This is a genomic window from Paenibacillus sp. CB74 (assembly GCF_055687625.1).
This window is the reverse complement of record NZ_CM146009.1, coordinates 394,173-418,068: the sequence shown is the minus strand read 5'-3', so window position 1 is coordinate 418,068 and position 23,896 is coordinate 394,173. Positions and strand designations below refer to the sequence as shown.

Genomic DNA, 23,896 nt, shown 5'->3' with positions numbered 1-23,896 from the left:
GTTTTTAGCATGACAGATTACACAAAATTATTACCGAAACATGAGGTCAAGAAGATCGGAGAACATGATTTGCACTTGGAGATTTTCGAAGGAGCCCTACCTCATGATACCGAAACAGTGACCAAGAAGCCCCCTCTGCTGTTCCTTCACGGTGCCTACACAGGCAGCTGGATGTGGAGCAAATATATCCCCCATTTTGTCCAGCACGGTTGGACCTGTTATGTCATGAACTTGAGAAGTCATTACATGAGTCGGGTCATGGACATGACTAAGATTACGTTTGACGATTACTTGGAGGATATTCGGGAAGTGTTAGCCGGGATCAACGAACCTCCCATTCTTATTGGCTTCAGCATGGGCGGGATTCTCAGTCAAAAGATTGCAGAAAACGCTACTCTCGCAGGCCTGGTTGTCATTGATGCCAGTATAAGCAAAGAGGTCCATGACGCCGTACCTTATCCTGAAACAGATCGAGCGACCGTATCGGACATCATCATGCCTGCACCTGTCCGTGATGAACTGAGCAGTATAGATGAGACGGCAGAAGACATTGCTTTTCAGCGTAAGTATCTGCAAACGGAGTCTGCGAAGGCATTTGCTACCTTTTCAGCCCTGTGTGGAGCCGATGGAATATCCATTAATGGCGACCTGATCCATTGCCCCAGCTTGGTGATCAAGGCTGTTTCCTGTGAAGACGAAGATCAGAGAGGCCAATTAACTGCCAAGCAGCTGGGCGCTGCATATGCCGGACTGTGGGATACGACCCATACGGGTTTGCTGGTAGGCCAACGGTACTTGGAACCTGTCGAACTCATCCTTAAATGGATGAACAGACAGCATCCTTTTGAATTAACGGAAAAACTCACAAAATAAAGTAAATACCATGTTAAGAACTCCTTCTTACCTTTAATCCTGTATGCAAAAGTTTGTTTTTTTTAGATAAGCTTATATGCATAGTTCTGAATAGGATTAAATGATAAGAAAAGAGGTTTTAATTCATGGCCATTCACACAACCCTCCCCAAGCAAAGGGAGTTGCCTTCCATATCTTCAGAACGCCTTCCGTGGGCGGGGCTACTTGCTTTAGCCATGGCTGGATTCATTTGCATCCTCACTGAAAGTCTGCCTGCGGGACTGTTGCCGCAAATTGCAAAAGACTTGGGGGTCACCGAATCCCTCACTGGACAGTTGGTGACTCTTTATGCCATTGGATCACTTATTGCTGCCATTCCCTTGACTACTGCCACACGTGGATGGAGACGCCGACCTCTTCTGCTGGTATGCATCGGCGGCTTTCTTGTCTTTAACACCGTTACCGCCTTATCCTCAGATTATATCCTGACACTTGCTGCTCGTTTTATGGCCGGGGTCTCTGCGGGTGTGTTATGGGGAATGACAGCAGGTTATGCTCGTCGGATGGTCTCCGATTCGTTAAAAGGCAAGGCCATGGCCGTGGCTATGGTCGGCACTCCGGTGGCGTTAGCCCTGGGTGTCCCCATCGGCAGTTTTCTCAGTTCTTATATCGGCTGGCGCCTCATCTTCGGGATTGTATCGCTTCTGACCGCAGCTTTAATCGCATGGGTTCTCTGGAAAATGCCAGATTTTGCAGGAGAACCGGCCGGGGAACGTCTTCCCCTGCATAAAGTATTTGTAATTCCGGGAGTCAGACCCATTCTGTTTGTTGTTCTGGCCTGGATGCTTGCCCATAATATCCTTTACACCTATATTTCTCCCTACCTTACCCAGACCGTATTTGCAAACAGAGTAGACTTGATTTTACTCATTTTCGGTATCACTTCCATTGTGGGAATCTGGTTAACCGGAATGCTTATTGACCGATTTTTGCGTAGATTAGTGATTATCAGTCTGGCAGCATTCGCTCTGGGTTCTGTTGTGATGGGAATCGGTACTGATCAACCTGTGATGATTATCCTTGGCATCATAATCTGGGGAATTACGTTTGGCGGGGCTGCCACGCTACTGCAAACTGCCATTGCTCAAGCCGGAGGAAAAAGTACAGATGTCGCCCAATCGATGCTGGTTACAGCATGGAATCTGGCCATTGGCGGAGGAGGCATCATCGGGGGCATCCTTCTTGAAGTACTGGGAGCAGGATACCTTGCCGGGTCGTTGTTTATCTTGCTCATTCCTGCATTGCTCGTAGCTATGAGGGCTTATAAATATGGCTTCCCCAAAGCTAAATAACAGGAAGGCATTTTGCATGAGATACCATGAGTTACACCATGAGTTACACAAAGAACCAAAGAGGAGTTCACTTGATGTGAACTCCTCTTCTGTATTTCATTTTATAGATTATATAGACTGCGGTCTTATTCTGTCTGTGCCAGCAAATTCGGTCCTTGCATCAGATTTTTATGTGCAATCGGAGAAGACATCGTAATCAAGGTCATGTAAGTCCCGTATGGGTCACACTTGTTCTGGAACTCTTCAAGTCCCTGGATCGTGTCTGTAAGGATTTTCAGCAAGTAGTTATACTCCCCGCTAATCCGATAACATTCCACGACTTCAGGTGACGCACGGCAGAAATCCAGGAAGGGATAACAATCCCGTGTACGAAAGAGAACATATGCCGTGCTCTGCTTGCCCAATTTGGATGGGGAGATCACCGTACGATATTCCTCGATAACCCCCTTTTCTTCCATTCGTTTGACGCGTTCAGTCACAGCTGGTTGAGATAATCCGACTAATTTTCCTAATTCGGTCATGGATAATCTCGCCTGATTCTCCAAGTGAAACAGAATATGCTGATCTATTTCGTCCATGTAATACACCCCTTTAAATACCTAAGATATAGGCTGGAATAACCTTAAGTATATCCGATAAATCACTATAATACCTTTAGTAATCCATGTAATACAACATTAATCATTTATATAATAAGCACAGTCACAATAATGAATCAAGCATATCACCTGAAGAGAGGAAGTTTGGAATGGAAAAAGAAAATAAGGCAACATTGCATACTTATGTGGATGAGGCAATAGACCGTGCTATAAGCGAAAACAGAATCGTGGGAACGGTTGTACAAGTTGCATTAGGAGGAGAACTGATCTACAGCCGGGCTGCTGGTTTCGCAGACAGGGAGCAAAAGCGTACCATGGCAGAAAACGCTCTGTTTCGACTGGCTTCCGTAACCAAACCCATTGTGTCCACAGCAGCTCTGGCATTGGTCTCACAAGGACAACTGAGTCTGCATGATCAGGTGACTCGCTGGCTACCTGCATTCCGGCCCAAGCTTGCCAATGGTCAGGACACCCAAATAACCATTCAGCAATTGATGACACACACTGCCGGCTTGACCTATCGGTTTTTCCAAGAAGAGCAAGGAACCTATGAACGTGCAGGTATCTCGGATGGAATGGATTTATCTGAATTAAGTCTGGAAGAGAATCTCCAAAGGCTTGCTTCTGTTCCTCTTATATATGAGCCAGGACACATGTGGAGGTATTCCATCGCGACAGATGTACTCGGAGCTGTTATTGAAAAGGTAACCGGAATGTCATTAAGAGAAGCTGTTCAATTACTGGTTACTCGTCCACTTCACATGAAGGATACTGATTTTGTTGCGGTGGATTCGGATCGGTTGACCGCTGCATACGCTGATGGTTCTGAAGAACCGCGTCTTCTCCATAATCAATTGGAGCAGGTCCCTTTTATTGAAGGTACTGCCGGTTTCCGGCTTGCCCCCAATCGTGCAAATCAACCTTCGGCTTATGCATCAGGCGGAGCGGGAATGGTTGGAAGCACCGGAGATTTTCTCACTTTACTTGAGACATTGCGGCAAGGGGGACAGCCCATTCTTACCGAAACTGTTGCCTCTAAGATGTCCACGAATCAAATCGGTGAACTCGACATGCCGTATTGGCCAGGAAGAGGGTTCGGCCTTGGATTTACAATACTTAAAGACCCTGTTGCAGCTGGTACACCGGAATCCCCGGGAACGTGGCGGATGGGCGGAACCTACGGTCACTCCTGGTTTGTCGATCCAAAAGAAGAACTTAGTGTTGTCGCATTCACCAATACGGCACTTGAAGGGATGTCGGGAAAGTATACTACCGATATCTGTGATGCCATCTACGCAGGCATTCGTGAAAGCAAAGAGGCTGCAAGAATTTAAATACGAATAACCGCCCAATATCATTGGGCGGCTTTATTTGGCGACAATGGTAAGACCTACTATCTGTCACTGCTCAAGTTTCTCTTTTTAAAAAGGTAAATCCCTGCAACCAGGATAAACCACACCGGCGTGACAAATAACGCCACTCGCGTGTCTTCAGCCAATGCCAATACCACCAGCACAAACGCGAGAAAAGCCAAAATCAAGTAGTTCGAGAACGGATAAAATGGCAGTTTGAAGCGGCTGCGACTCGCCAGTTCCGGCTGAGTACGACGATATCGGAGATGACAGATCACCATGATACCCCAGACAAAGATGAAGCATACCGTCGACACACTTGTAATCAGCGTAAATACGCCCTCTGGCATGATGTAATTCAGAACAATCGCGATCAAAATAACAATCGTGGAGAAAAACAGCGCGTTGGAAGGAACCTTCCTGTTATTCAGACGTGCAAATGACTCGGGTGCGTTACGATCCTTTGCCATGGAGAACACCATACGGCTTGTACTGAAAATGGCGCTGTTACAAGCCGATGCTGCGGAAGTCAGTACCACGAAGTTCACAATGCCTGCGGCAGCCGCAATTCCCACAGCGGCAAATACCTGTACAAACGGACTTTCAGTAGGCACAATGGCGTTCCACGGGTAGATACTCATGATAATCAGCAATGCTCCAACGTAGAAAAGCAATACCCGGATCGGGATCTGGTTAATTGCTCTCGGAATAACCTTCTCCGGGTTCTCCGTCTCTCCAGCTGTGAGTCCCACCAGTTCCATGCCTACAAAGGCGAAAACTACCATCTGGAACGATATGATGAAGCCATGCAGTCCATTCGGGAACCATCCCCCATGACTCCACAGATTGGTGAAGCTTGCAGGACCCTGATCCGTTGTAAAACCTTTGAAAATCATATATAAACCAACCACAATAAGTGCCAAGATCGCTACGACTTTAATCAGGGCAAACCAGAATTCCATCTCACCAAACAACTTGACCGTTGCCAAGTTCATGATTAGCAAAATGACTAACGCAATTAACCCTGGCATCCACTGCGGTACATTCGGAAACCAAAACTGCGTATATAAACCAACAGCGGTAATATCGGCCATGGCAATGGAAATCCAACAGAACCAATAGGTCCAGCCTGTAATAAATGCCGCCATATTTCCCAGGTAATCACGCACAAAATCGACAAAGGAATGATACTGCAAGTTGCTTAAGAGCAGCTCCCCCAATGCACGCATGATCAGGAACAACACAACACCCGTAATAATGTAGGCAAGCAAGATGGATGGTCCTGTCAGTTGGATCGTTTTGCCTGCTCCCAGAAACAGACCTGTCCCGATCGCACCTCCGATCGCCATCAATTGCACATGTCGGTTCTTTAATCCCCTTGTTAACGTTTCTTGCTGCATGATCAACCACCACTCTCTTTCTGCACATGCTCTCTACGATGAAAAATAATATTAATCATCATATAATAATCTGCCCAGAATACATATCCCTCTTTATATATTTTTTTTGCACAGCAAAAAGCATGTCCCACACGTCATGGATATGATAGGGGGTATGCTCTTTGCTGTGTTATTTTGTTTTAATGAACCTGACACACGTTATTTGCTCCCATTGGCCCAGATCTGAGAACTAACGAATCACAAAGACGCTATTTCGTGGATTCACTGGATTTTTAAGGTTTGGAAGCCCTTTTGTGACGAAATAGCGTTATTTAGGTTCGTTAAATATCGAAACCTTTGATGATCTGCCAATTAAGGTGCGGTAGGTTCGTTAGCGGTTGGGCGAGGCGGAATTCCTTTTGAGACAGTACCTGATTATGTACATGTTTACCATACATACCTAAGGAAATATATTAAAATATAAACCACACATAGAACGGCAACGATTAAAGAGGTAATCGCTAGTGGTCGTTCGTTTTTCCAAACTCGAATCGCATTAGCAACATTAATCATCCATAACGCAAGATAGTTAATAACACTCGAATAAGAATGAAATGAGTTGAACACGATCATAATCATCCCTACGACCCAGACGAACCAAAACCAAAGTGGAATTTTTAGAAAAAGCTGCTTCATTATGTTGTACTCCTTATATATTAAATCGGTCTATGTACAAGATATTCTTCAACGTAGATATAAATCCCTTTATTTAGGTTATAATCCTAAATAATTAATACAATTTAGATCCAATTTTAAGCATCTTCATAGTAAAAAGGGCCCCGATAAAGGCGCCCTCTGGTCTGTTAAAAAACTATTTTTGCTTATAAAACTCATGATACAGCTTCATTAACGCCCGCTTCTCAATCCGTGATACATAAGAACGTGAGATGCCAAGTTCCTTTGCAATTTCGCGTTGAGTTCGTTCTTCCCCGCCTGCTTCCAGACCAAATCGACCGATGACAACTTCCTTCTCCCGATCATCCAGGATATCTAGATTGCGATAAATTTTGCTTTTCTCAATCTTGAGCTGTACCCGATCTACGACATCATCAGCTTCTGTGCCAAGGATATCGATCAATGTAATTTCATTGCCTTCTTTATCTGTACCAATGGGGTCGTGCAAGGATACGTCTTTGCGTGTTTTCTTCAGGGAACGGAGATGCATAAGTATCTCGTTTTCAATACACCTTGCTGCAAACGTGGCAAGCTTCGTGCCCTTGCCTTGTTGAAAACTTTCGATGGCTTTGATCAAACCGATGGTTCCGATGGAAATCAGGTCTTCCTGATCTTCACCCGTGTTGTCAAACTTCTTGACGATATGCGCGACGAGGCGCAGATTGTGTTCAATGAGCAGATTGCGAGAGTGAGCATTGCCTTCAGCCATAAGGCGTAAATGTTTGGCTTCATCATCCTCAGCCAGTGGCTGGGGGAACGCATTATTTTTGACATACGAGACGAGTAACGTTAACTCTTTAATGAATAGAGCAATTGCGGTAAACAATCCGGGCACAGATGACACCTCCTGCAGTTTTACAACGATCTGGCCTGAGCACATGTGGGAACAGGGTCGATTTATTGTATGTAGGCAGAGGCCCAGAAGTGCATGTACGGGGAAATAGGTACGGGCTATAAAGCTTTAAAAAATATTATTTTATGTAAATGGAGTGTGCAGCATATGCAACCTTTTAATATCGCCTTTCTCCTTCCTTAATGAAGCATCAACTTCATGAAGTTACGATAAAAGAAATTTATTCCATTAAAGATGTAAACATCCTAACATAATAAAATGCTACTTTTTGACTACGAATTAGTACATAAGACTCAGGAGGATGTTATGGGAACCGTATCACAACAGAAGGCGAAAAAGGAAATTAAGAAAGTAGACAGACTTGGCAGAGCAGTAGTATCCTTTATATTTAGTTTTATTGGATTAGCCTCCCTCGGTTTATTCCATATGGCAATGGAAGCAAATAAAAGCTACAATACAAATGGAAACGGAATAATGATCACAATGGCATTGGTTTTATTAATTAACGCAACTAGTTTTTTTCTTGGCATGAGTGCTCGACGTTCAACATCGGGAAGAGGGTTGGCTATTGCGGCAATTACTATAAGCTCAATTCCACTGGCTCTTATGCTTCTATTAATAATAGGTACAATGCTTGCCATGTTTTTAATGAACTAAGCCCTAACTGGGCTTTTTTTATTTCATCAGTACTAATGTCAAGTGGATAGATCCCCCTTCAATCTAAATGTGTATCTTCAAGAAAACTAAAAAAAGGTGACACCCCAGGGCCACCTGACACTAAATAAATGATTATAAGACCTTACGAAGATTTCACAGGCTCACAGAAACAATGGAGCCCACCCGCTGAAGCAGGAGAAATTCTTTCTCCACACTTTCGATAAAATACTTCTTTTCACCAAATAGGACAACATCATTCTGGGCTAATGAAACATCGCTTTTAAAATAGATCACATTGTCCGTTTCACGGAACGCACCTTTGTAATAAAACATCATATCCCTCTCCTTCATCACAGTACCTATACCTATGTAATAATAAATTAAACCAATACGTACACTCTCATTAACCCCAACTACAAAATTAATAATACTCTAAATGTTCCATTCAGATGTTTTGATTCATCATAAAAACACAAAAACCCCAGCTCTGTATGAAACAGAACTGAGGTTGCAGTTCATCCAATATAATTCCTAGTACATACCCTTTAAACTCTAAACCCCTAAGAGTGCCGGTTAATTACTTGAAGATTCGTTGTGAGAACTGATACAAGCCGCTGTTCCAAACAGATGGTTCGTGTCCACCTACATCCAGATAAAACGTATGCGGAATGTTCATGCTGCTCAAGCCGTTTTTGAAATTCTGGCTGACCCATAACAGACCATCACTCGATCCGCAGGAGATCCACAACAATTTCAGTTGGCTAGCGACTTGTCCCGGGTTGGACACCAGCTGCGATACAGATTGCGTATTCGGTGCAGCCGAGAAGGCTCCTACCCAAGCGAAGGTATTCAGATTTTTCAATCCGAAGTTAAGTGACTGCCCACCACCCATGGACAGACCGGCCAGCGCACGACTATTCTTGTCTTTGTACACCGGATAATTAGCCTCGATGTGAGGAATCAGATCCTTGAGCAGGTCTTGTTCAAACCGTTCAAACGCAGCCACTTTGTCCGGAGCAAAGATGTCACCCACTGGACGGTCGTCCTTCATGGCACGGCCATTCGGCATAACAACGATCATATCTGACAGTTTGCCTTCGGAATACAGGTTATCCAGAATATTCTTCGGTTTCATAGCGTTAACCCACTCATACTCATCCCCGCCGATGCCGTGCAAGAGATACAGAACGTTATACTTTTTATTCGGAGAATATCCTGGCGGTGTATACACCGTCGCTTTCCGTGTATTGCCTACCGTTGTGGAATAATAGGAGATCAGATTGGTATTGCCGTGCGGAATATTGTTGCGATAGGCATCATAACCCGGCGGTGCAGGCACAACCGGAGTGTTAGCCAGCGCATTTTGCCCGGAATTATCCAGGGTCCCGGTCGTTCCCTGATCTACCACCGCCTGAATGGGGGGAGGGGCTGCGGTTTCCTGCATATCGGCTGCAGACGCCATTGTAGGTACAAGGAGTGCTGCTGTGATGGAGAGACTCAGAATCTTGGACAGACCTTTTTTCATCAGTATCAATCTCCTTTGGAATATGATTTTAAATCGTGTACGAACCTCATAACAGGTCTTTCAGATATACAACCCCTAATTGAAAGCCCTTACATTTTAGAGTGAAGTCCCTCCTTCCTACGCACGAATACGTCTTGCTGTTCTTCACCTTTCCTAATACAGATGCCAACATTCACTATCCATAATTTACAAACAATTCCAATTACATTTTCATTATATCACCTTATATGTCTTGTACATCATCAAAAAACTTAAATATCTATACCTTCTACTTAAAAAAGTATACTTCTGCACGCCACCAGACCGTCTATTCACTCCCAACTCCGGATTCATCATGACATAAAAAACCACCTCAATTCTCCATGTTCAATGGAAGAATTGAGGTGAACGGATTTTATGTTCAGCTTGCCGACACAGCTTCTGCGACCTGAGCAACCTCTGGTCCATGATGTTTACGCTCCATGAACAGACTGTAGAGCAGTCCTAGCAAACCCAATCCGGCAATAACTGCTGCATATAAAGGAACGGATATAAGACCCGTGTGGGTAATTGCATACCCGCCCAGATAGGCACCTCCTGCATTCCCCAGGTTAAATGCAGAGTGACTTGATGTCGTCGCCAGTAGTGGCGCTTCGCGGGTCATATTCATGATGCGAATCTGTAATCCCGGCATAATACCAAAAGCGGCAACCCCCCACAAGAATATCGTGATTACAGCAAGATAAGGATTCTCCAGCGTAAGCGTAAGTGCAGCCAGAAGCACCGCCAGGATGCCAAAGTTGACGATTAATGAAGGCATTAGCTTCCAATCCGCGAGACGGCCGCCAACCATGTTGCCCAACGTAACACCGAATCCGAACAGCACCAGAATCCAGGTCACACTTTGCTCGGCAAAACCACTAATGTCCACAAGCATCGGCGTGATATACGTAAATACGGCAAACAGACTTCCACAGCCCATTGCTCCCACGAGCAGAACCAATAATACTTGGGGACGGACCAGATTCCGAAATTGCTGCCCGAGGTTTGCTGGTGCGCCTTGCGGGAGAACGGGAATGAAACGAATGATGCCAATCAACGAAATGATGCCCAAGATCGTAATTGCTCCAAAAGATGACCGCCATCCAAGCTGTTGCCCGATAAACGTACCAAACGGAACGCCAATGATATTGGCAATCGTTAGCCCCGCGAGAACAACCGATACCGCTCCTGCCCTTCTCTCGGGTGCAACAAGCCGCGTTGCCATGATCGAACCTACACCAAGGAACGTACCATGGGCAAATGCCGTTAATATCCGCGCTGAAATTAACAACCCGTATGTCGGGGCAATGACAGACAATGCGTTCCCGATAATGAAAATGCACATGAGCAACACCAGCAGTTTCTTCTGTGGAATCTTGTGGGTGAACACGGTTAAGATCGGCGCACCTACCGCTACACCAAGCGCATATCCCGTGATGAGTTGTCCTGCCTGTGGAATGCTTACATTCAAGTCTGTTGCCACATTGGGCAGCAGGCCCATAATGATGAATTCAGTCATACCAATCGCAAAAGCTCCAATCGTCAGACATAACAGGGACAATGGAAATGCCCCTCGTTTACCAGACTGCGAAGCCTCTAATTCTGTTTTGTGTCCAGTCGTGCTCATAGATGTTCTCTTCTCCTGTCTCTTAATCAACGAGTTTCTGTCGCCTTCAACCACAAGGCTTCTGTTAGTTGTTCGAACGTTTCACGCATAGCCAGCTTGTCCCGCCAGTGTGCCGGAATACCACTCAGTCCATAATAAGCACCAGCGATCTGTCCGTACACCGCGCCCGTAGTGTCCGCATCATCACCCAGATTAACAGCTAACAATGCGCCTTCTTCAAAACTTGCCGACTTATGGAACGCCCATAATGCTGCTTCAAGTGAACGAACCACATAACCACTACCCTTAATGTCGGGCGGCTCTTTACTCTGATAGGAACCCATAATAACCTCTTCAATAGCAGGTGAAAATACAGTCTCTTCCCTCCACTGTCGGCATGTCTCCGGCATTAGCATGACGTCTTTGTCCGCTCCATGCAGTCCAGCAACAAGTATGGCAGCCAATACCTCACATGCCTCTACGCTTTCCGCTGCGGCATGTGTTGTGCGAGAACTCAACCCGGCATAGCGGACTGCCTCGTTTGGTTGATTTGCGTAGGCCAACGCGACAGGAGCAAGCCTCATAATAGAGCCGTTGCCCGCCGTCATCGGGTCAGCTGATCCGCTGAAGGCTTCTCCAGTGATCTCAAACCTCTCCAGGGCACTTCGCGTGGCTCCGCCAATATCGAAGCAGTCGCCTGTGCTGCTCATATATCCGACCCTGTACCAATTCGTATATCTGCGTATCTGATCCGCAGGATCGAAGTTTGCCTTACGTACCAGACTTTCTGCCAAACATAGAGCCATGGATGTATCATCTGTCCACTGTCCAGGTTCCAGCCCGAATACGCCGCCTCCCACGATATCCGTTACAGGTTCAAATGTGCCCGGACTGCTGAATTCCACGGTAGTCCCGAGCGCATCGCCCACTGCAAGCCCGATGAAGCAGCCATTGAAATGGTCTCTTAGCAGCATGCTTGTCTTCCTCCCTTACTCCATATACTTTCAGAATCTTTCTTCTATTTTCCCACAGGGTTTAATCCGGCGTAAAGCTAATATTCCTGATAACAGGAACACGATTTCTTCTATTATAAAAGTGTCGAAAGCTGTTGAAGGATCAGAAAAGCCCATTTTCATAAAAATTCTTTTATTTTATTATGCTGAAAAAACAGTTTATTCAGTACACCGCTTACATGTAAAGGGCTTAACGGTTTGCAAGGTTCATCACTTTCTGAAAATACGTCATTCATGTGAAAATTTTCAATGTAAACATTCATAACACACTTGACCCCCAAGTTTGTCCTATGTTACGGTTTTATTAGCTTTTAACGCATATTTTTTCCCAATTTAATATCCATTAACGATAAACTGCGTCAGATAACATTCCGCAGGTTAATGAATATACGGAAATGAATTTGCAGAAAACTTTCATTTTGTTTTATCCCAAACTAATTCTGAAACAGGAGGAACAAATTTATGATTAAGGCACTGGTGTTTGATTTCGACGGAACGATTATTGATACAGAGACAGCATGGTATATTGCTTTTCGTGATGCTTACAAGGAACACGGCGTAGATCTAACCCTCGAGATGTACTCACAATGCATCGGGACCAGTCTGAAAACATTTAATCCGTATGAGTACCTCATCACAGATTTGAATCTTCCGATCGATCGGGAAGCGTTCAGGGAGTCCGTTCAGTTGCAGCACGCTGCATTGATGAACAAGGAGAAGGTACGTCCTGGTATTCAGGAATATCTTGAACAAGCACGTGAAGCCGGATTGAAACTCGCTGTAGCCTCCAGCTCCAAACGGGAGTGGGTTGAACAGCATCTGGAACAACTGAAACTGAAAGATTATTTTGAAGTCATTCGTACGGCAGATGATGTAGCGAATGTAAAGCCTGACCCGGAACTCTACAATCAAGCGCTTGAAGCCCTTGGAGTAACTGCAGACGAAGCCGTAGCGATTGAGGATTCACCTAACGGTGCGCGTGCAGCTGCTGCGGCTGGTATGCACTGCGTAGTCATCTCGAATACCATCACCGGAACACTGGAATTCGATATGCCTCACCAACGGCTTTCTTGCTTGACTGACCTTGCATTTAACGATTTGATTTCGAAGCCACTCGTCACTACCGTCTAAGGTCTGCACGAATTTCGCAATTTAATCCTTAAGGGGGAGTTCACACATGAAAGCTGTACATTTTGGTGCGGGCAATATAGGCCGCGGTTTTATCGGTCATATGTTGTCCGCTTCCGATTACGAAGTCTGCTTTGTCGCACGTAACCCGAAGAAAATCTCCATGCTTCAAGAGAGACAGGAATACCCGATTACACTTGCCAATAGCGAACAGGATACAACAATTGTCAACAATGTGACGGCGATCAACGTAAGTGAGCAAAATCTGGTTGCTGAAGAGATCGCTTCAGCTGATGTGATTACAACTGCGGTGGGTGTATCTGCACTCGGAGATATCGCAGAGCCAATCGCCAAAGGCATTCAACTTCGCATGAAAAACAATAATCAGGCGCCACTGCATATCATCGCTTGCGAGAATGCCATCGGTGGCAGCACCCGGCTGAAGAAACGCATCTATCCATTCCTGGATGAACAGACTCGCAATAAAGCCGAACGTTATGTTTCTTTCCCCAATGCAGCTGTGGATCGGATTGTTCCGGCCCAAAACCACAAAGACCCGCTGCAGGTCACGGTTGAACCTTTTTACGAATGGGTCGTTCATCGTCCAGCACTTCTGGATGGTTTTAAAGAAATTGACGGTGTTCACTATGTGGATTCCCTTGAACCTTATATCGAACGTAAAATGTTTACGGTGAATACAGGCCACTGTGTCGCCGCATACTTCGGATATCTTGAAGGATTCAAGACAATCCGGCAGGTCATGAGCAACTCCACCCTGCGGTCCAAGGTACGGCAGGTTATGGAAGAGACCGGTGAGATGCTCATCCAGAAGCACGGATTTAACGCTCAGAAGCATAACAAATATATCGACACCATACTGGAACGCTTTGCTAACCCCAACCTGACAGATCAGGTCACTCGGGTCGGACGTTCCCCCCTTCGCAAGCTCTCGCCACATGATCGGCTTGTTCGCCCAGCGATGCAGGCCAGTGAATTCGGAATCAAAATTCCTCATTTAACTTCTGCTATGGCGGCCGCAATGCTATTCAATGACAAACGCGACGAGGAAGCCATGAAGCTACAACACATGATTCGCGAAGATGGCGTCTCCGCCTTCATCCGTGAACGCATGGGAATTCCCGACGAACATCCCGTTCATCAGAATGTAATCGCCAGCTATCAGGAACTCAGAGGGCGTAAGGAATCGACTATATTAACCTGAATATGCCTATCAGTCCTATCCAGGCTATTGATTCGATTCTGCTAACTGAATATTAATACGGTGAAGAAGCCGGGAGGAACCTATGCATGGGCATCGTTCCTTCCGGCTCTTTGTCTTTGCATACCCGCTACACTCTATAGTGTAGGGACCCTCAACAAAAACAGCGTATCTCCTCTCTCAAGGAAACACGTTGTTTAGGGAATCTTTTTTTCTACTCATTCATGATGGAATTAAGGGATGCATATGCCATGGGCAGGAAACCTTCAGACGGTTCCCCAATCGGTGCATGAATATGGAAAACGAAGCCATTACCGTCCAGTTCTTTCACAATAAAGTACTCTGTTTTCTTATCATTCTGGGACATCATGTACAATTTTGCATCCTTCATCGGCCCATTACTGAGTTGTTCAGCCGTCAATTGCTTCACTTCTCCGGTCTCGGACAACTCTTCCTTGGCGTCCATCTTCAGCACATCCAGATTGTAATCCGCCGGCAGCTTTTCAATCTCTACCTCATAGTCGGGATCAATCTTCATGGTCAATTCCTGATCTTCCGCGTCAAAAGCCATCGGTTCAAACACATAAAGTGAATAACCTTTTGCTTGTGCCAGTGTCACTGGTCGCTTCTCGGTCATGCCTTCTACCGTCACTTCCAGCTCTGCTGTCTTCGGACGATCGGAGGTTACAGTGCCACCTCCATTGGAACCATTATTATCATCACTCGATTCAATCTTAGCAATCTCTGTAAGTACAAGCTGTTTCGTTGTTGCATCAATGGTTTTCTCTACATATTTGAAACGAACGGAATCTTCGTCATCGATATCATCCAAAGACTTCTGCAGGTCTTCGCCCACCTGGAAAGACATCGGTTTGTCATTCACACGAATCTCGACGGTGTGCGGATCAGCCCATCCGGTGAGAATCCCTTCCGCTTCTATTACAGCACTTTCATTCGGTTGTTGCTCTGGTGTTGGTGACTGTTCTTCCGTATTATTCACCGGTGGCTGTGCTGCAGGATTACTGTTCCCACAGGCCACAAGCGAGAATCCCATAAGTAAAACCAGGAGTGATGCACTGACTTTCATTGTATTTCCTTTTCGCATATGAACACCTCCGTTAGCTTATACGCAATGATGCTTGTCCATGTTGCTTCTCATCCATTGGCTTGGCTGTATACTAGTACTTACACGGGAGAAAGGCAGCTCAATCATGCAAAATATCTGAACAATTATCAGGGACCCCAGCCTAGCTGGCCTGATCCATCTGAACCAGTTTGGCATTGGCTACGTTAAATGCTTTGGTCTGGAGGTTAAATTGCTTGCGGAATTCAGCAAGCTTCGCATATTCGCTATTTCGTGACCGAATGGCTCGCTTGATCTTAACCAGATTAGGTTCTGCACTTTCTCTCATCAGATCATACAACTGCTCATCGGCACTCAGACTTAGCTGATACGAGGCAATAAAATTTTCCAATGCACGCGCTCTTGCTTCATACTGATCCAGCACCTTTTCAGCCTGTGCCAACGTTTCTTCATTTTCAAATGATAGTTCTTTCAATGAACTGCGCAGGGCTATCGCCCTCTCGTTGGACTGTTTCATGGCCTCTTCCGCCTCTTTCAACAAGGTGCTTCGTTTATCAATATGATCTGCCGCCTGATCCAGCAGTGCTTCGAGATCACTATTTTTGTTCTTGCCTTTGTCTAAAATGGACTTGTATAACTTCATATCTTCCTGCTCGTGACTGGTCAAATTGTTCAAACTCTGATCAATCTTCTGACCACTGAGCACCAGTTGGTTCACCTGATTTGCCGCAGGCTCCTGCGGATCTCCACAACCACTCGCCAGCAGAATTAGCAATACACTAACTGCTGCGAGCGCCACTTTTTTACTCGTTAGCACCTAAGTCCTTCCTCTCTTGCACCATCTTGTTGTTCTCTTACAAGCGGGTATCTCCGCTAAAATTCGCTATCCAATGTGCATCCGGATCGTATACTTCGAACTCGTAACCTCGATCTTCGAGCAACTTCAGAATACGTGGCAAAGCCTGAACCGTTTGCTCTCGCTCATGCATCAGAATAACTTCCTTATCCCGATGTACACTTTTGCTCACGCGGGCCACAATCTTATCGGGCTGACCGGGAAGATTCCAATCCAGTGAATCTGTCGTCCAGTCCCACATTTTGAACCCGGCCGCCGCAATGTCACCTCTGAATTTTTCACCGATCTGTGGACTACTGCCATAAGGCGCGCGAATAAGATGAGGCGTAAAACCAATCAGGTCCTGCACCATCTTCTGTTCTTTTTTGAACTCTTTCACAAAGTTTGCAGAGCTGCCGCTCTTATACAGCTTTTTATAGTTATGCGTTATGCTGTGGAGTCCAGGGTAACTGCCTTCCTTCAACAGCCGTTTCACTGCATCTGGATGCTGATTCAATTGTCGTCCGATCATGAAAAAGGTAGCCTTCGCCTCATGCTGCTTCAAAATATCCAGCAGTTGTTCCGTATACTCCGTCGGACCATCATCAAACGTTATGTATGCCAATTTGCGAACCTGGCCCTGGAACCGTACCGGCTCCTCCTTCGCATCTGGAGTAATTTGTATCATGCCGAGCTTGGCGGGCTGTTCGATTACAGTCATCGGAGGCGGTGCCACAACGCTTTTGATCCAATGTGTCATGCCAAGGAATATATATGTTACACCGGTAACGAACAGTACCAGGAGCATTAGAGCTATGCTGATCCTTCCATACCGGATTTTTCTTCTTTTATGTGTTTTCTTGCGGCTTGTGTTGTGCGGAATACTGCCACGTTCTCCCGCTCTCTCTTGTTGGACTCTCACTGTCATGCCACTTCCTTACTTTCATTTTTTCCCGATTATTGGTATATTATCTCGTTTCATGTCTCTATATAGAAGATTAATAGAAAAATGATTCGGGAGAATGACAGAATAGTTACAAGCCCGGTTACAATCTACTTATCTCTTTATTCTCTTGATCTTTCCTACGGTTACCTTCTCCTGTATAATGAAGTGATTTACGCCATCAGACTTCAAGAAGGAGCTACACCCATGACAAGCTTGAACCGTGCCGGCAGATTCATTTATCTGTTATTCTTTGTCGGCATTATCGCCATTTCTTTTTCTTCGATATTTGTACGTTGGTCTAACGCAGATGTTGCGGTCATTGCCATGTACCGTCTATTTCTGACCAATCTGTTAATGCTCCCGTTTGTCTGGAAATACAGACACGAGATGATGCGTCTGAGCTTACGCCAGTGGGGCTTGCTGCTTGCATCCGGTGTGATGCTGGCCCTTCACTTTCTGCTCTGGATGGGGTCGCTTCGACTCACCAGTGTCGCCAGTTCCACCGTTATTCTCGCACTGGAGCCTATACTGATTCTTGCAGGTTCGGTATGGCTGTTCAAAGCCAAAATTAACCGCATGATGATCATCGGCATGGGCATCGCCCTGTTTGGGTCAATCGTCATTGGTGCAGGAGATTTCCAGTTGGCAGGTACTGCCCTGCAAGGTGACATCCTCTCTTTGCTTGGCACAATTGCAGTCGCTGTCCATATGCTGCTGGGTCAATTTTTGCGAGCGGGGCTTAGTGCATTCTCGTATAACTTCTGGGTATTCTTCGTGGCTGCCTGCACACTGGCGGTATATAATCTGATCATGGGCCATCCGTTCGGAGGTTACGCTGCATCAGAGTGGGGGATCTTCCTGTTGCTCGCCATTGTGCCAACGATCTTCGGACATTATCTCTTCAACTGGCTGCTTCAATATATGAATGCCACGACGGTATCCATGGGTGTACTTGGGGAACCCGTATTCTCTTCATTGCTGGCCTGGATGCTGCTCGGTGAATCCCTCAGTGCGTTACAGATGTCTGCCGGGGTCGTCATTATATTCGGGGTATGGATCTTCATTCGATATGGCAAAACCAAACCTCAACCCATTCCTGCTGATGCTCCTATCGCTGGCAAAGGGCCTGTTGAACCTACTACGGTATAACAAACTTGCTCGTTCATAATGCGTAGTTTTAAACGACTCTACCACTCTCATAAGGCGGTGTATTTTAATGAAAAATATTGTATCCATGCGCTGGCTGCTCGCCAGAATGTATGAACCGGATGTGGTCATTGCCGATTGCCGATTCTTGCTCGGTCAGCCGGAGGCTGGAAGACAAGCCTATGAAGCCGGGCATATTCCAGGAGCTGTCTATCTCGATTTGGAAAAAGATCTGTCATCTCCTGTCTCTGTACACGGAGGACGTCACCCGCTTCCTGATCCGGCTGTGCTCGCGAATCGTCTCGCCAAAGCGGGGATTGGCTCCAATAGTCGAATTGTTGCCTATGATGATCAAGGCGGCATGAATGCTTCACGGTTATGGTGGCTGCTTCGCTATATGGGACATGAGCAGGTATACATCATGGACGAAGGTTTCTCCGCTTGGCAAAATGCCAAGTTCCCGGTGACCACGGATGTGCCCGTGCAGATCCCGTCTTCCTTTGAGGTGAACGTACAGCCGCAGATGCTGGCAAGTGTTGAGGATGCGCAACAAGCTTCGGCAAGCGGTAGCGCCGTGCTCATCGACTCCCGCGATGCCCGCCGCTATGCAGGTCTGGAGGAACCGATCGATGCCAAGGCCGGACATATTCCCGGGGCGTTGAATTATTTTTGGAAAGATGTGTTGGATTGGGATGGACGTTGGACAGATACTGGGGTGTTAGAAGAGCGTTTCAGTAAGCTGGACAAAGATGGTGCGATTATCGTGTACTGCGGTTCTGGCGTCTCGGCTTGCCCGAATGTGATTGCTCTGGAGGAAGCGGGATTCTCAAATGTGAAATTGTATTCCGGGAGCTGGAGCGACTGGATTAGTGATGAGGAGAATCCGGTGGCTATAGGTAATGCGGAAGAGCACAAAGACGTATAGCAGTATATCGATGTTGAATACATCGCCAGGTGGCTTATCTGCCCCGGCGATGTATTTTTCTATGTTTGGATTCATGATAACAGAAAAAACCGTGATGGACGTCCGTCCACCACGGTTGAATATGAAATCTATTATTGCTTTTTACTTAACGATACATTTGCTGTTAACGTCTTGTCGATCGTCGTCCAGTTTACATAAGCACCTAGTATTTCATTAATAACAGCAACCGGAACGACAGTTTCGCCATTTAAAAGCTTTGGTACTTTACTATTGAACACCAGTTTATCGTTGATTGAATACACATCTGAACCAATTTGAGCACTTATATTTTTCGTGCCTAAATTAATTTGCGTGGTACGCGTCTTATGATCCCATTCTACTGTACCGCCCAATAGCTCCGAAATGGTTCGAATCGGTACATAGAACTCATCATTATGAACAACCGGTTTGATCGTCGTACCACCTACATTCATGGCAACGTCAACATATTCAAGGAAATCGGTCTTTCGAATGAGTCCATGAACGCCTTTTGTTCGGTCCACGACCTGAGATACTTCGTAATCCGTTGCGGCCGACAGGTACGCATAAGCTACACTTCTATCCATATCAAGCTTATCGGATAAGAATTGAATCGATTCACGTACTGATTCTTTCATCGCTTCATCCAAATCAGGGTCCAGTCCAATGGGAATCCAATAATCCTCTGTCTCAGCAAAGGGTTGCGTGAATTCTCCACTATGTGGGAGTGATGGATCACCTTTCTTCAACACCGTTAACCGAACTGTTCCCCTCAAGGAAGCTTCCAATGCAGTTAACGCTACTTCTCCATCTCCTTGAGCAAAGTGCGGATCTCCAGTGTAAAATAGCCCGCCTTTAACTTGGATCGGATAATAAATAGTTGCACCAACACCCAACTCATTAATATCCATATTCCCTCCTGTTTCAATCGGTGGGATTGAACTCACAACTTCGCTGGTATTTGGCGCAACCCCCATAACACCTAGAAACGGGTTAATTGGAAACCGTACCTTCTTGCCAGCTTTTGTTGGTAACAAACCATACCAATTGCCGTTGATTTCTTCAATAGGTGTAAATATAGATACATTATTATATAATTCCGGTTTTGTTGCGCTAGCTCCCTCTTGCGGGCCTGTATTTTCTGGAAATTCGTTAGGAAGGGCACCTTTACCATGGCGGTTAGAAATGACACCATATGGAACTCGAGTTTGCAAGGAAAGCACTTCTACTTTAAGAACGTCACCCGGCTCCGCTCCCTCAACCGCTACTGGCCCAGTGATAATATGAGGTCCGTCTTTTACAAAATCATGCTTAATGCCAGAAGCTGTAATTGCCTTCGCATCATCCAACACTCCATCGGATGAGATACCGAATTTGCCGAAGTACTCCACTGGATTTCTCCCTTGATCCTCCATCAGTCCCTCATGCGATACCGTGTCAAATGTTACAGCACTTCCTGATGGTACAGTAAGAATCGGAGAGCTGTCTCGATTAGGCAGTGATCCCCAGCGAATGTTCTCAATCGCAGACGTTACATAATAATCACCTTCAACTTTATCGATGGTTGTTGGTTGCAGCGGCATACTAAAGCCCACTGAAGGTAGAGCAAATGTAAACATACTCAGAATCCCTACTGAAACTCCCAATCTCCTAATCGTTCGGTTAATAAACATCTCGCTCCCCCTCTACGATATGTAACGTAATGTTATATTATATAACATACATAAACGATAACATATAAATGTATTTACAACAATATTTTCTTGTTAACAAAAATAACAAAGAAAGCTAGAATTCAAGAAAAAAAGTTATAGAAACACAAGCTTGAGTTAGAATATATAACATATAAAACGTGAATACATGTCCTAAAGTTGATGAACATTCTTCAGAGACCTGAACACACAAAATGAAGTAAGTTGGAGCAACTAGATCAGTTATGAGGGAATGCGGTGGTTGGATTTATTTTGTTTTCTGTTGAATTCCTTCAAAATCCTGAGCGGCGACTGCTTCGCTTCTGGTTTTATTCCGAAGATGTTCCTGAGGACTGGAGAGAGAGGGGTACAGTGACCGTTTTTTCGATCTTACGGTGACAATTGACGCCGAATCACTGATTATTCAACATAAGGCGGGACCAAGCCGCTAAAACCAAAAGCCTCCGCTGGGGGAGGCTTCGTGTGCTGCTGATCACTAACAATCGTAGTTCACTTTATTTCAGGGGAACCTTTATTTCCCGCTCAATGAAACAAGATCTGCAACAGAAAGTAAGGGGATGCATTTAGGAGTCCATGAATCAGGATAATCACCCATACTTTGCGATAGCGGGACCATAGATAACCAAGAAAGAGACCCGTAACCCCATGATTTGCAATCACAGTTGCCACATCCATATCCCACTGACCACTTCCTTGAATGGCGACATGCCAGATGGACCATAGTATTGAAACTAGTAATATGGCGGGCCATCTTCCAAGCAAAGTCTCCAACCTCGTTTGCAACCACACTCGATAAAAAACTTCCTCCAATACGCTATTGATCATAAAACCGATCAACACTAAGAAAAGTAATTCTGACATATTGGTTGCTTCGATTGCTCCTTCTGGTTGTGCAATCGGGGAATAGAACTTTAGATAACACCAGACCACAATAACGATCAGTGGTGCAATGACGTGTCCGCGAGAGCGAGGCTTTTTCGAGATCATGTCTTGTTGCCCGCCAGTTATTTTGCGATAAATCAGCAATAAAATCAACGGAATGAACAATAGTGTCGTCAACTTGAATGCCAAATAATATAGCTGAAAATGTAATCCTTGCGGGTCTATCGTTATCAGAGAAACTGTAAATAAAACGCCTGACAGCAATAATACAATCGATTGAACGACCAAGTGATTTTTCTCCATTTGTTGATAAGACGAGGGATTTTGACTTTGACTTTCATAAGGAATCATACGGATTAGGAAAATGCCAAAGAATGCCGGCAATATACTATGCCATATTGGAATCACTTCCTCACGGTCGGCTGTGTACCTTATATTCAAGTTTCCGGTCCATACCAACCACAATACAGCAGCAAATATAATTATCATGCACAATAGGCTGATTGCCTTTCCCCATCCTGGAAACATTATTTTGATTTGCTGATTCATTCCAATTACCCTCCTTGAGTGGTATGTTGCTTTGCCTTTTTTTAATTCAGTTGAGTTAAATAAAATCTAGCACATCCCATCTTCTTCGTCTATTTATTTCAGTTGAGTTAAATAATATGATATTCTGTGTGTATGCCAAAAATCGTGAACCATGAGAAAATGAAGAATATTATTGCTGAAGCAACTTGGAAAATCATTAGTGAGCAGGGCATTCATCATGCAACGTCAAGAACAATTGCGAAGGAAGCCGGATTATCACAAGGAGCCTTAAGACATTATTTTTCCAAACAAGAGAGCCTGCTAGCATTTGCAATGGAGTTAGTTAAAGAAAAGGTACTTGCTCGGCTAAAGAATCTGAATACAAAAGAACTGGCGCCTCAAGAAAGAATTGTTGAATACTTGCTTGAGCTAGTGCCGACTGATGAACAGACATTATTGGAAATGGAGGTTTGGTTTGCATTTGTAAGCTATGGAAAAACGCAAAAAGGGTTCGATGCCAACTATGAGGACCTGCAAAGCGCAATAAGGAACTGCATTACGTACTTGAAAAATGAAGGTCTTCTACGCACTACCGATGAAGAGAAGGAACAGGAAAAGCTGTATGCCTTTATGAATGGGATGGCTCTCAATTTGTATCTCGAGCCGGATAAAATCAATCGAACACGAAGCAAAGAAATGATACAAGACTACATCCATTGGATTATCCGTTGAAGGAAAGCATGACACATAGATCGGGGAGTAAAGTTAGCTTGCCAAAGCCCAGCAGAATCCAATCTGCAGCAGGAGCGGCTGAATAAGTTATGAGGAGAATCCGGGGGCTACCGGGGAAAAATAAAGATTAAGAACCCGCGTCTAACGCGGGCTTCTTTGTGCTTTCTATGCATTGATGTCCATGCATTTCAGGAGCTTACCTCTCCGACTTCTGTAACGTTTAGATTCAACTTATGTTTTCGGCATACTTCGTAAAAACCTTTTGAAACAATGGGTTTGAAGATATGGATATAATCCAGCATAAAAAATTCATGCTCACCAATTCGCTCTTCATGAAGGCAGATTCGAGATACAACTTTGACGATCTTACGTGGAGGCTGTTCTACAGATGCAGCAATGACTGCTTTGCGCCCATATTCGGAACGTTCATAATCGAAAACATCCAAACGATCCAGCTGATGTGCAGTCCAATAGGTTCCTTCCACCATACGACCGTTGTGATAACATACCGTTGTCGGAATAAACTGTGCGTTTGTATTGGCTTCCTCCAACAGCTTTTTAAAACGATCTGATACATGTCTCGTTCCTGTGATCGTCTCAAAATAATCTACATTCATCTTGCGCACTGAAGACAATAACTCAACCTCTGTGGTTGTCCCCTCTGGCAACGGATTCTCTACCGCCACATAATTCATCTCTAATTGAGGAGTGAAAATCGTTCCACCACTAATAAACCCTCTACGTGGATATTGAGATTCCAGAAAATAATAGTTCAAAGAGTGATGTATCCTTTCCAA

The 23,896-nt window shown here is 45.1% G+C and carries 22 protein-coding genes; 9 read left to right on the top strand and 13 right to left on the bottom strand.

The annotated features are described in order from the left end of the window. The first annotated feature begins 9 nt into the window (after positions 1-9). Together ACX9NY_RS01840 and ACX9NY_RS01835 are read left to right on the top strand one after the other, a co-directional pair. On the top strand, positions 10-873 hold the full coding sequence (locus ACX9NY_RS01840) for an alpha/beta fold hydrolase (RefSeq protein WP_472476844.1): 864 nt from the start codon (positions 10-12) through the stop codon (positions 871-873). A 125-nt stretch (positions 874-998) separates the two neighbouring features. Continuing rightward, complete coding sequence (locus ACX9NY_RS01835) at positions 999-2,204, top strand: MFS transporter (RefSeq protein ID WP_472476842.1); 1,206 nt, start codon at positions 999-1,001, stop codon at positions 2,202-2,204. A 125-nt stretch (positions 2,205-2,329) separates the two neighbouring features. Here ACX9NY_RS01835 and ACX9NY_RS01830 read toward each other — a convergent pair whose 3' ends face one another. Continuing rightward, positions 2,330-2,782, bottom strand: coding sequence for an Lrp/AsnC family transcriptional regulator (locus ACX9NY_RS01830; RefSeq protein ID WP_339236197.1), 453 nt, complete (start codon positions 2,780-2,782; stop codon positions 2,330-2,332). Between the two features lie 170 nt (positions 2,783-2,952). Between ACX9NY_RS01830 and ACX9NY_RS01825 the strand changes: the two genes are divergently transcribed. Beyond that, positions 2,953-4,137 (top strand): serine hydrolase domain-containing protein, encoded by a 1,185-nt coding sequence (locus ACX9NY_RS01825; RefSeq protein ID WP_472476840.1) that lies wholly within the window; start codon positions 2,953-2,955, stop codon positions 4,135-4,137. Positions 4,138-4,196: 59 nt separating this feature from the next. Here ACX9NY_RS01825 and ACX9NY_RS01820 read toward each other — a convergent pair whose 3' ends face one another. After that, the gene (locus ACX9NY_RS01820) at positions 4,197-5,555 is read right to left on the bottom strand and encodes an amino acid permease (RefSeq protein ID WP_472476838.1); all 1,359 of its coding nucleotides are present in this window, start codon (positions 5,553-5,555) and stop codon (positions 4,197-4,199) included. Positions 5,556-6,405: 850 nt separating this feature from the next. Beyond that, positions 6,406-7,104, bottom strand: a complete 699-nt coding sequence (gene sigK / locus ACX9NY_RS01815; RefSeq protein ID WP_090915017.1) for an RNA polymerase sporulation sigma factor SigK — start codon at positions 7,102-7,104, stop codon at positions 6,406-6,408. A 324-nt stretch (positions 7,105-7,428) separates the two neighbouring features. On the opposite strand from sigK, the gene ACX9NY_RS01810 reads away from it, so the two are divergent. After that, the gene (locus ACX9NY_RS01810) at positions 7,429-7,779 is read left to right on the top strand and encodes a hypothetical protein (RefSeq protein WP_339236315.1); all 351 of its coding nucleotides are present in this window, start codon (positions 7,429-7,431) and stop codon (positions 7,777-7,779) included. Positions 7,780-7,932: 153 nt separating this feature from the next. Here ACX9NY_RS01810 and ACX9NY_RS01805 read toward each other — a convergent pair whose 3' ends face one another. The 4 genes from ACX9NY_RS01805 to ACX9NY_RS01790 all read right to left on the bottom strand — a co-directional run bounded on the left by ACX9NY_RS01805 (position 7,933) and on the right by ACX9NY_RS01790 (position 11,905). Next, positions 7,933-8,115, bottom strand: a complete 183-nt coding sequence (locus ACX9NY_RS01805) for a hypothetical protein (RefSeq protein ID WP_249912092.1) — start codon at positions 8,113-8,115, stop codon at positions 7,933-7,935. A gap of 241 nt (positions 8,116-8,356) precedes the next feature. Further along, a complete protein-coding gene (locus tag ACX9NY_RS01800; protein WP_472476836.1) occupies positions 8,357-9,304 on the bottom strand; it encodes an alpha/beta hydrolase in 948 nt (315 codons plus the stop codon). A 400-nt stretch (positions 9,305-9,704) separates the two neighbouring features. Continuing rightward, a complete protein-coding gene (locus tag ACX9NY_RS01795; protein ID WP_472476834.1) occupies positions 9,705-10,952 on the bottom strand; it encodes an MFS transporter in 1,248 nt (415 codons plus the stop codon). Between the two features lie 26 nt (positions 10,953-10,978). Then, positions 10,979-11,905 (bottom strand): ADP-ribosylglycohydrolase family protein, encoded by a 927-nt coding sequence (locus tag ACX9NY_RS01790; RefSeq protein WP_472476832.1) that lies wholly within the window; start codon positions 11,903-11,905, stop codon positions 10,979-10,981. A gap of 501 nt (positions 11,906-12,406) precedes the next feature. Between ACX9NY_RS01790 and ACX9NY_RS01785 the strand changes: the two genes are divergently transcribed. Next, the gene (locus ACX9NY_RS01785; RefSeq protein WP_253439552.1) at positions 12,407-13,075 is read left to right on the top strand and encodes an HAD family hydrolase; all 669 of its coding nucleotides are present in this window, start codon (positions 12,407-12,409) and stop codon (positions 13,073-13,075) included. Positions 13,076-13,121: 46 nt separating this feature from the next. Further along, positions 13,122-14,294, top strand: a complete 1,173-nt coding sequence (locus ACX9NY_RS01780) for a mannitol-1-phosphate 5-dehydrogenase (protein ID WP_339256568.1) — start codon at positions 13,122-13,124, stop codon at positions 14,292-14,294. Positions 14,295-14,505: 211 nt separating this feature from the next. Here ACX9NY_RS01780 and ACX9NY_RS01775 read toward each other — a convergent pair whose 3' ends face one another. The 3 genes from ACX9NY_RS01775 to ACX9NY_RS01765 all read right to left on the bottom strand — a co-directional run bounded on the left by ACX9NY_RS01775 (position 14,506) and on the right by ACX9NY_RS01765 (position 17,138). Next, positions 14,506-15,396: a hypothetical protein gene (locus ACX9NY_RS01775; protein ID WP_472476830.1), complete on the bottom strand. Its 891-nt coding sequence runs from the start codon at positions 15,394-15,396 to the stop codon at positions 14,506-14,508. Positions 15,397-15,538: 142 nt separating this feature from the next. Beyond that, complete coding sequence (locus tag ACX9NY_RS01770) at positions 15,539-16,192, bottom strand: YkyA family protein (protein ID WP_472476828.1); 654 nt, start codon at positions 16,190-16,192, stop codon at positions 15,539-15,541. A 37-nt stretch (positions 16,193-16,229) separates the two neighbouring features. Next, positions 16,230-17,138, bottom strand: coding sequence for a polysaccharide deacetylase family protein (locus tag ACX9NY_RS01765; RefSeq protein WP_342570730.1), 909 nt, complete (start codon positions 17,136-17,138; stop codon positions 16,230-16,232). A gap of 222 nt (positions 17,139-17,360) precedes the next feature. Between ACX9NY_RS01765 and ACX9NY_RS01760 the strand changes: the two genes are divergently transcribed. Then, positions 17,361-18,305 carry a DMT family transporter gene (locus tag ACX9NY_RS01760; RefSeq protein ID WP_339236334.1) on the top strand — a complete coding sequence of 315 codons (945 nt, stop codon included), beginning with the start codon at positions 17,361-17,363 and terminating at the stop codon, positions 18,303-18,305. Positions 18,306-18,372: 67 nt separating this feature from the next. Beyond that, positions 18,373-19,227, top strand: a complete 855-nt coding sequence (locus ACX9NY_RS01755) for a sulfurtransferase (protein WP_472476827.1) — start codon at positions 18,373-18,375, stop codon at positions 19,225-19,227. A 131-nt stretch (positions 19,228-19,358) separates the two neighbouring features. Here ACX9NY_RS01755 and ACX9NY_RS01750 read toward each other — a convergent pair whose 3' ends face one another. Continuing rightward, a complete protein-coding gene (locus ACX9NY_RS01750) occupies positions 19,359-20,918 on the bottom strand; it encodes an acetamidase/formamidase family protein (protein WP_472476826.1) in 1,560 nt (519 codons plus the stop codon). Positions 20,919-21,479: 561 nt separating this feature from the next. Continuing rightward, the gene (locus ACX9NY_RS01745) at positions 21,480-22,388 is read right to left on the bottom strand and encodes a lysostaphin resistance A-like protein (protein ID WP_472476825.1); all 909 of its coding nucleotides are present in this window, start codon (positions 22,386-22,388) and stop codon (positions 21,480-21,482) included. A gap of 132 nt (positions 22,389-22,520) precedes the next feature. Between ACX9NY_RS01745 and ACX9NY_RS01740 the strand changes: the two genes are divergently transcribed. Next, a complete protein-coding gene (locus ACX9NY_RS01740; protein ID WP_472476824.1) occupies positions 22,521-23,099 on the top strand; it encodes a TetR/AcrR family transcriptional regulator in 579 nt (192 codons plus the stop codon). A gap of 188 nt (positions 23,100-23,287) precedes the next feature. On the opposite strand, the gene ACX9NY_RS01735 is transcribed toward ACX9NY_RS01740, so the two are convergent. Then, positions 23,288-23,875 (bottom strand): imm11 family protein, encoded by a 588-nt coding sequence (locus ACX9NY_RS01735; protein WP_472476823.1) that lies wholly within the window; start codon positions 23,873-23,875, stop codon positions 23,288-23,290. Positions 23,876-23,896 lie beyond the last annotated feature (21 nt).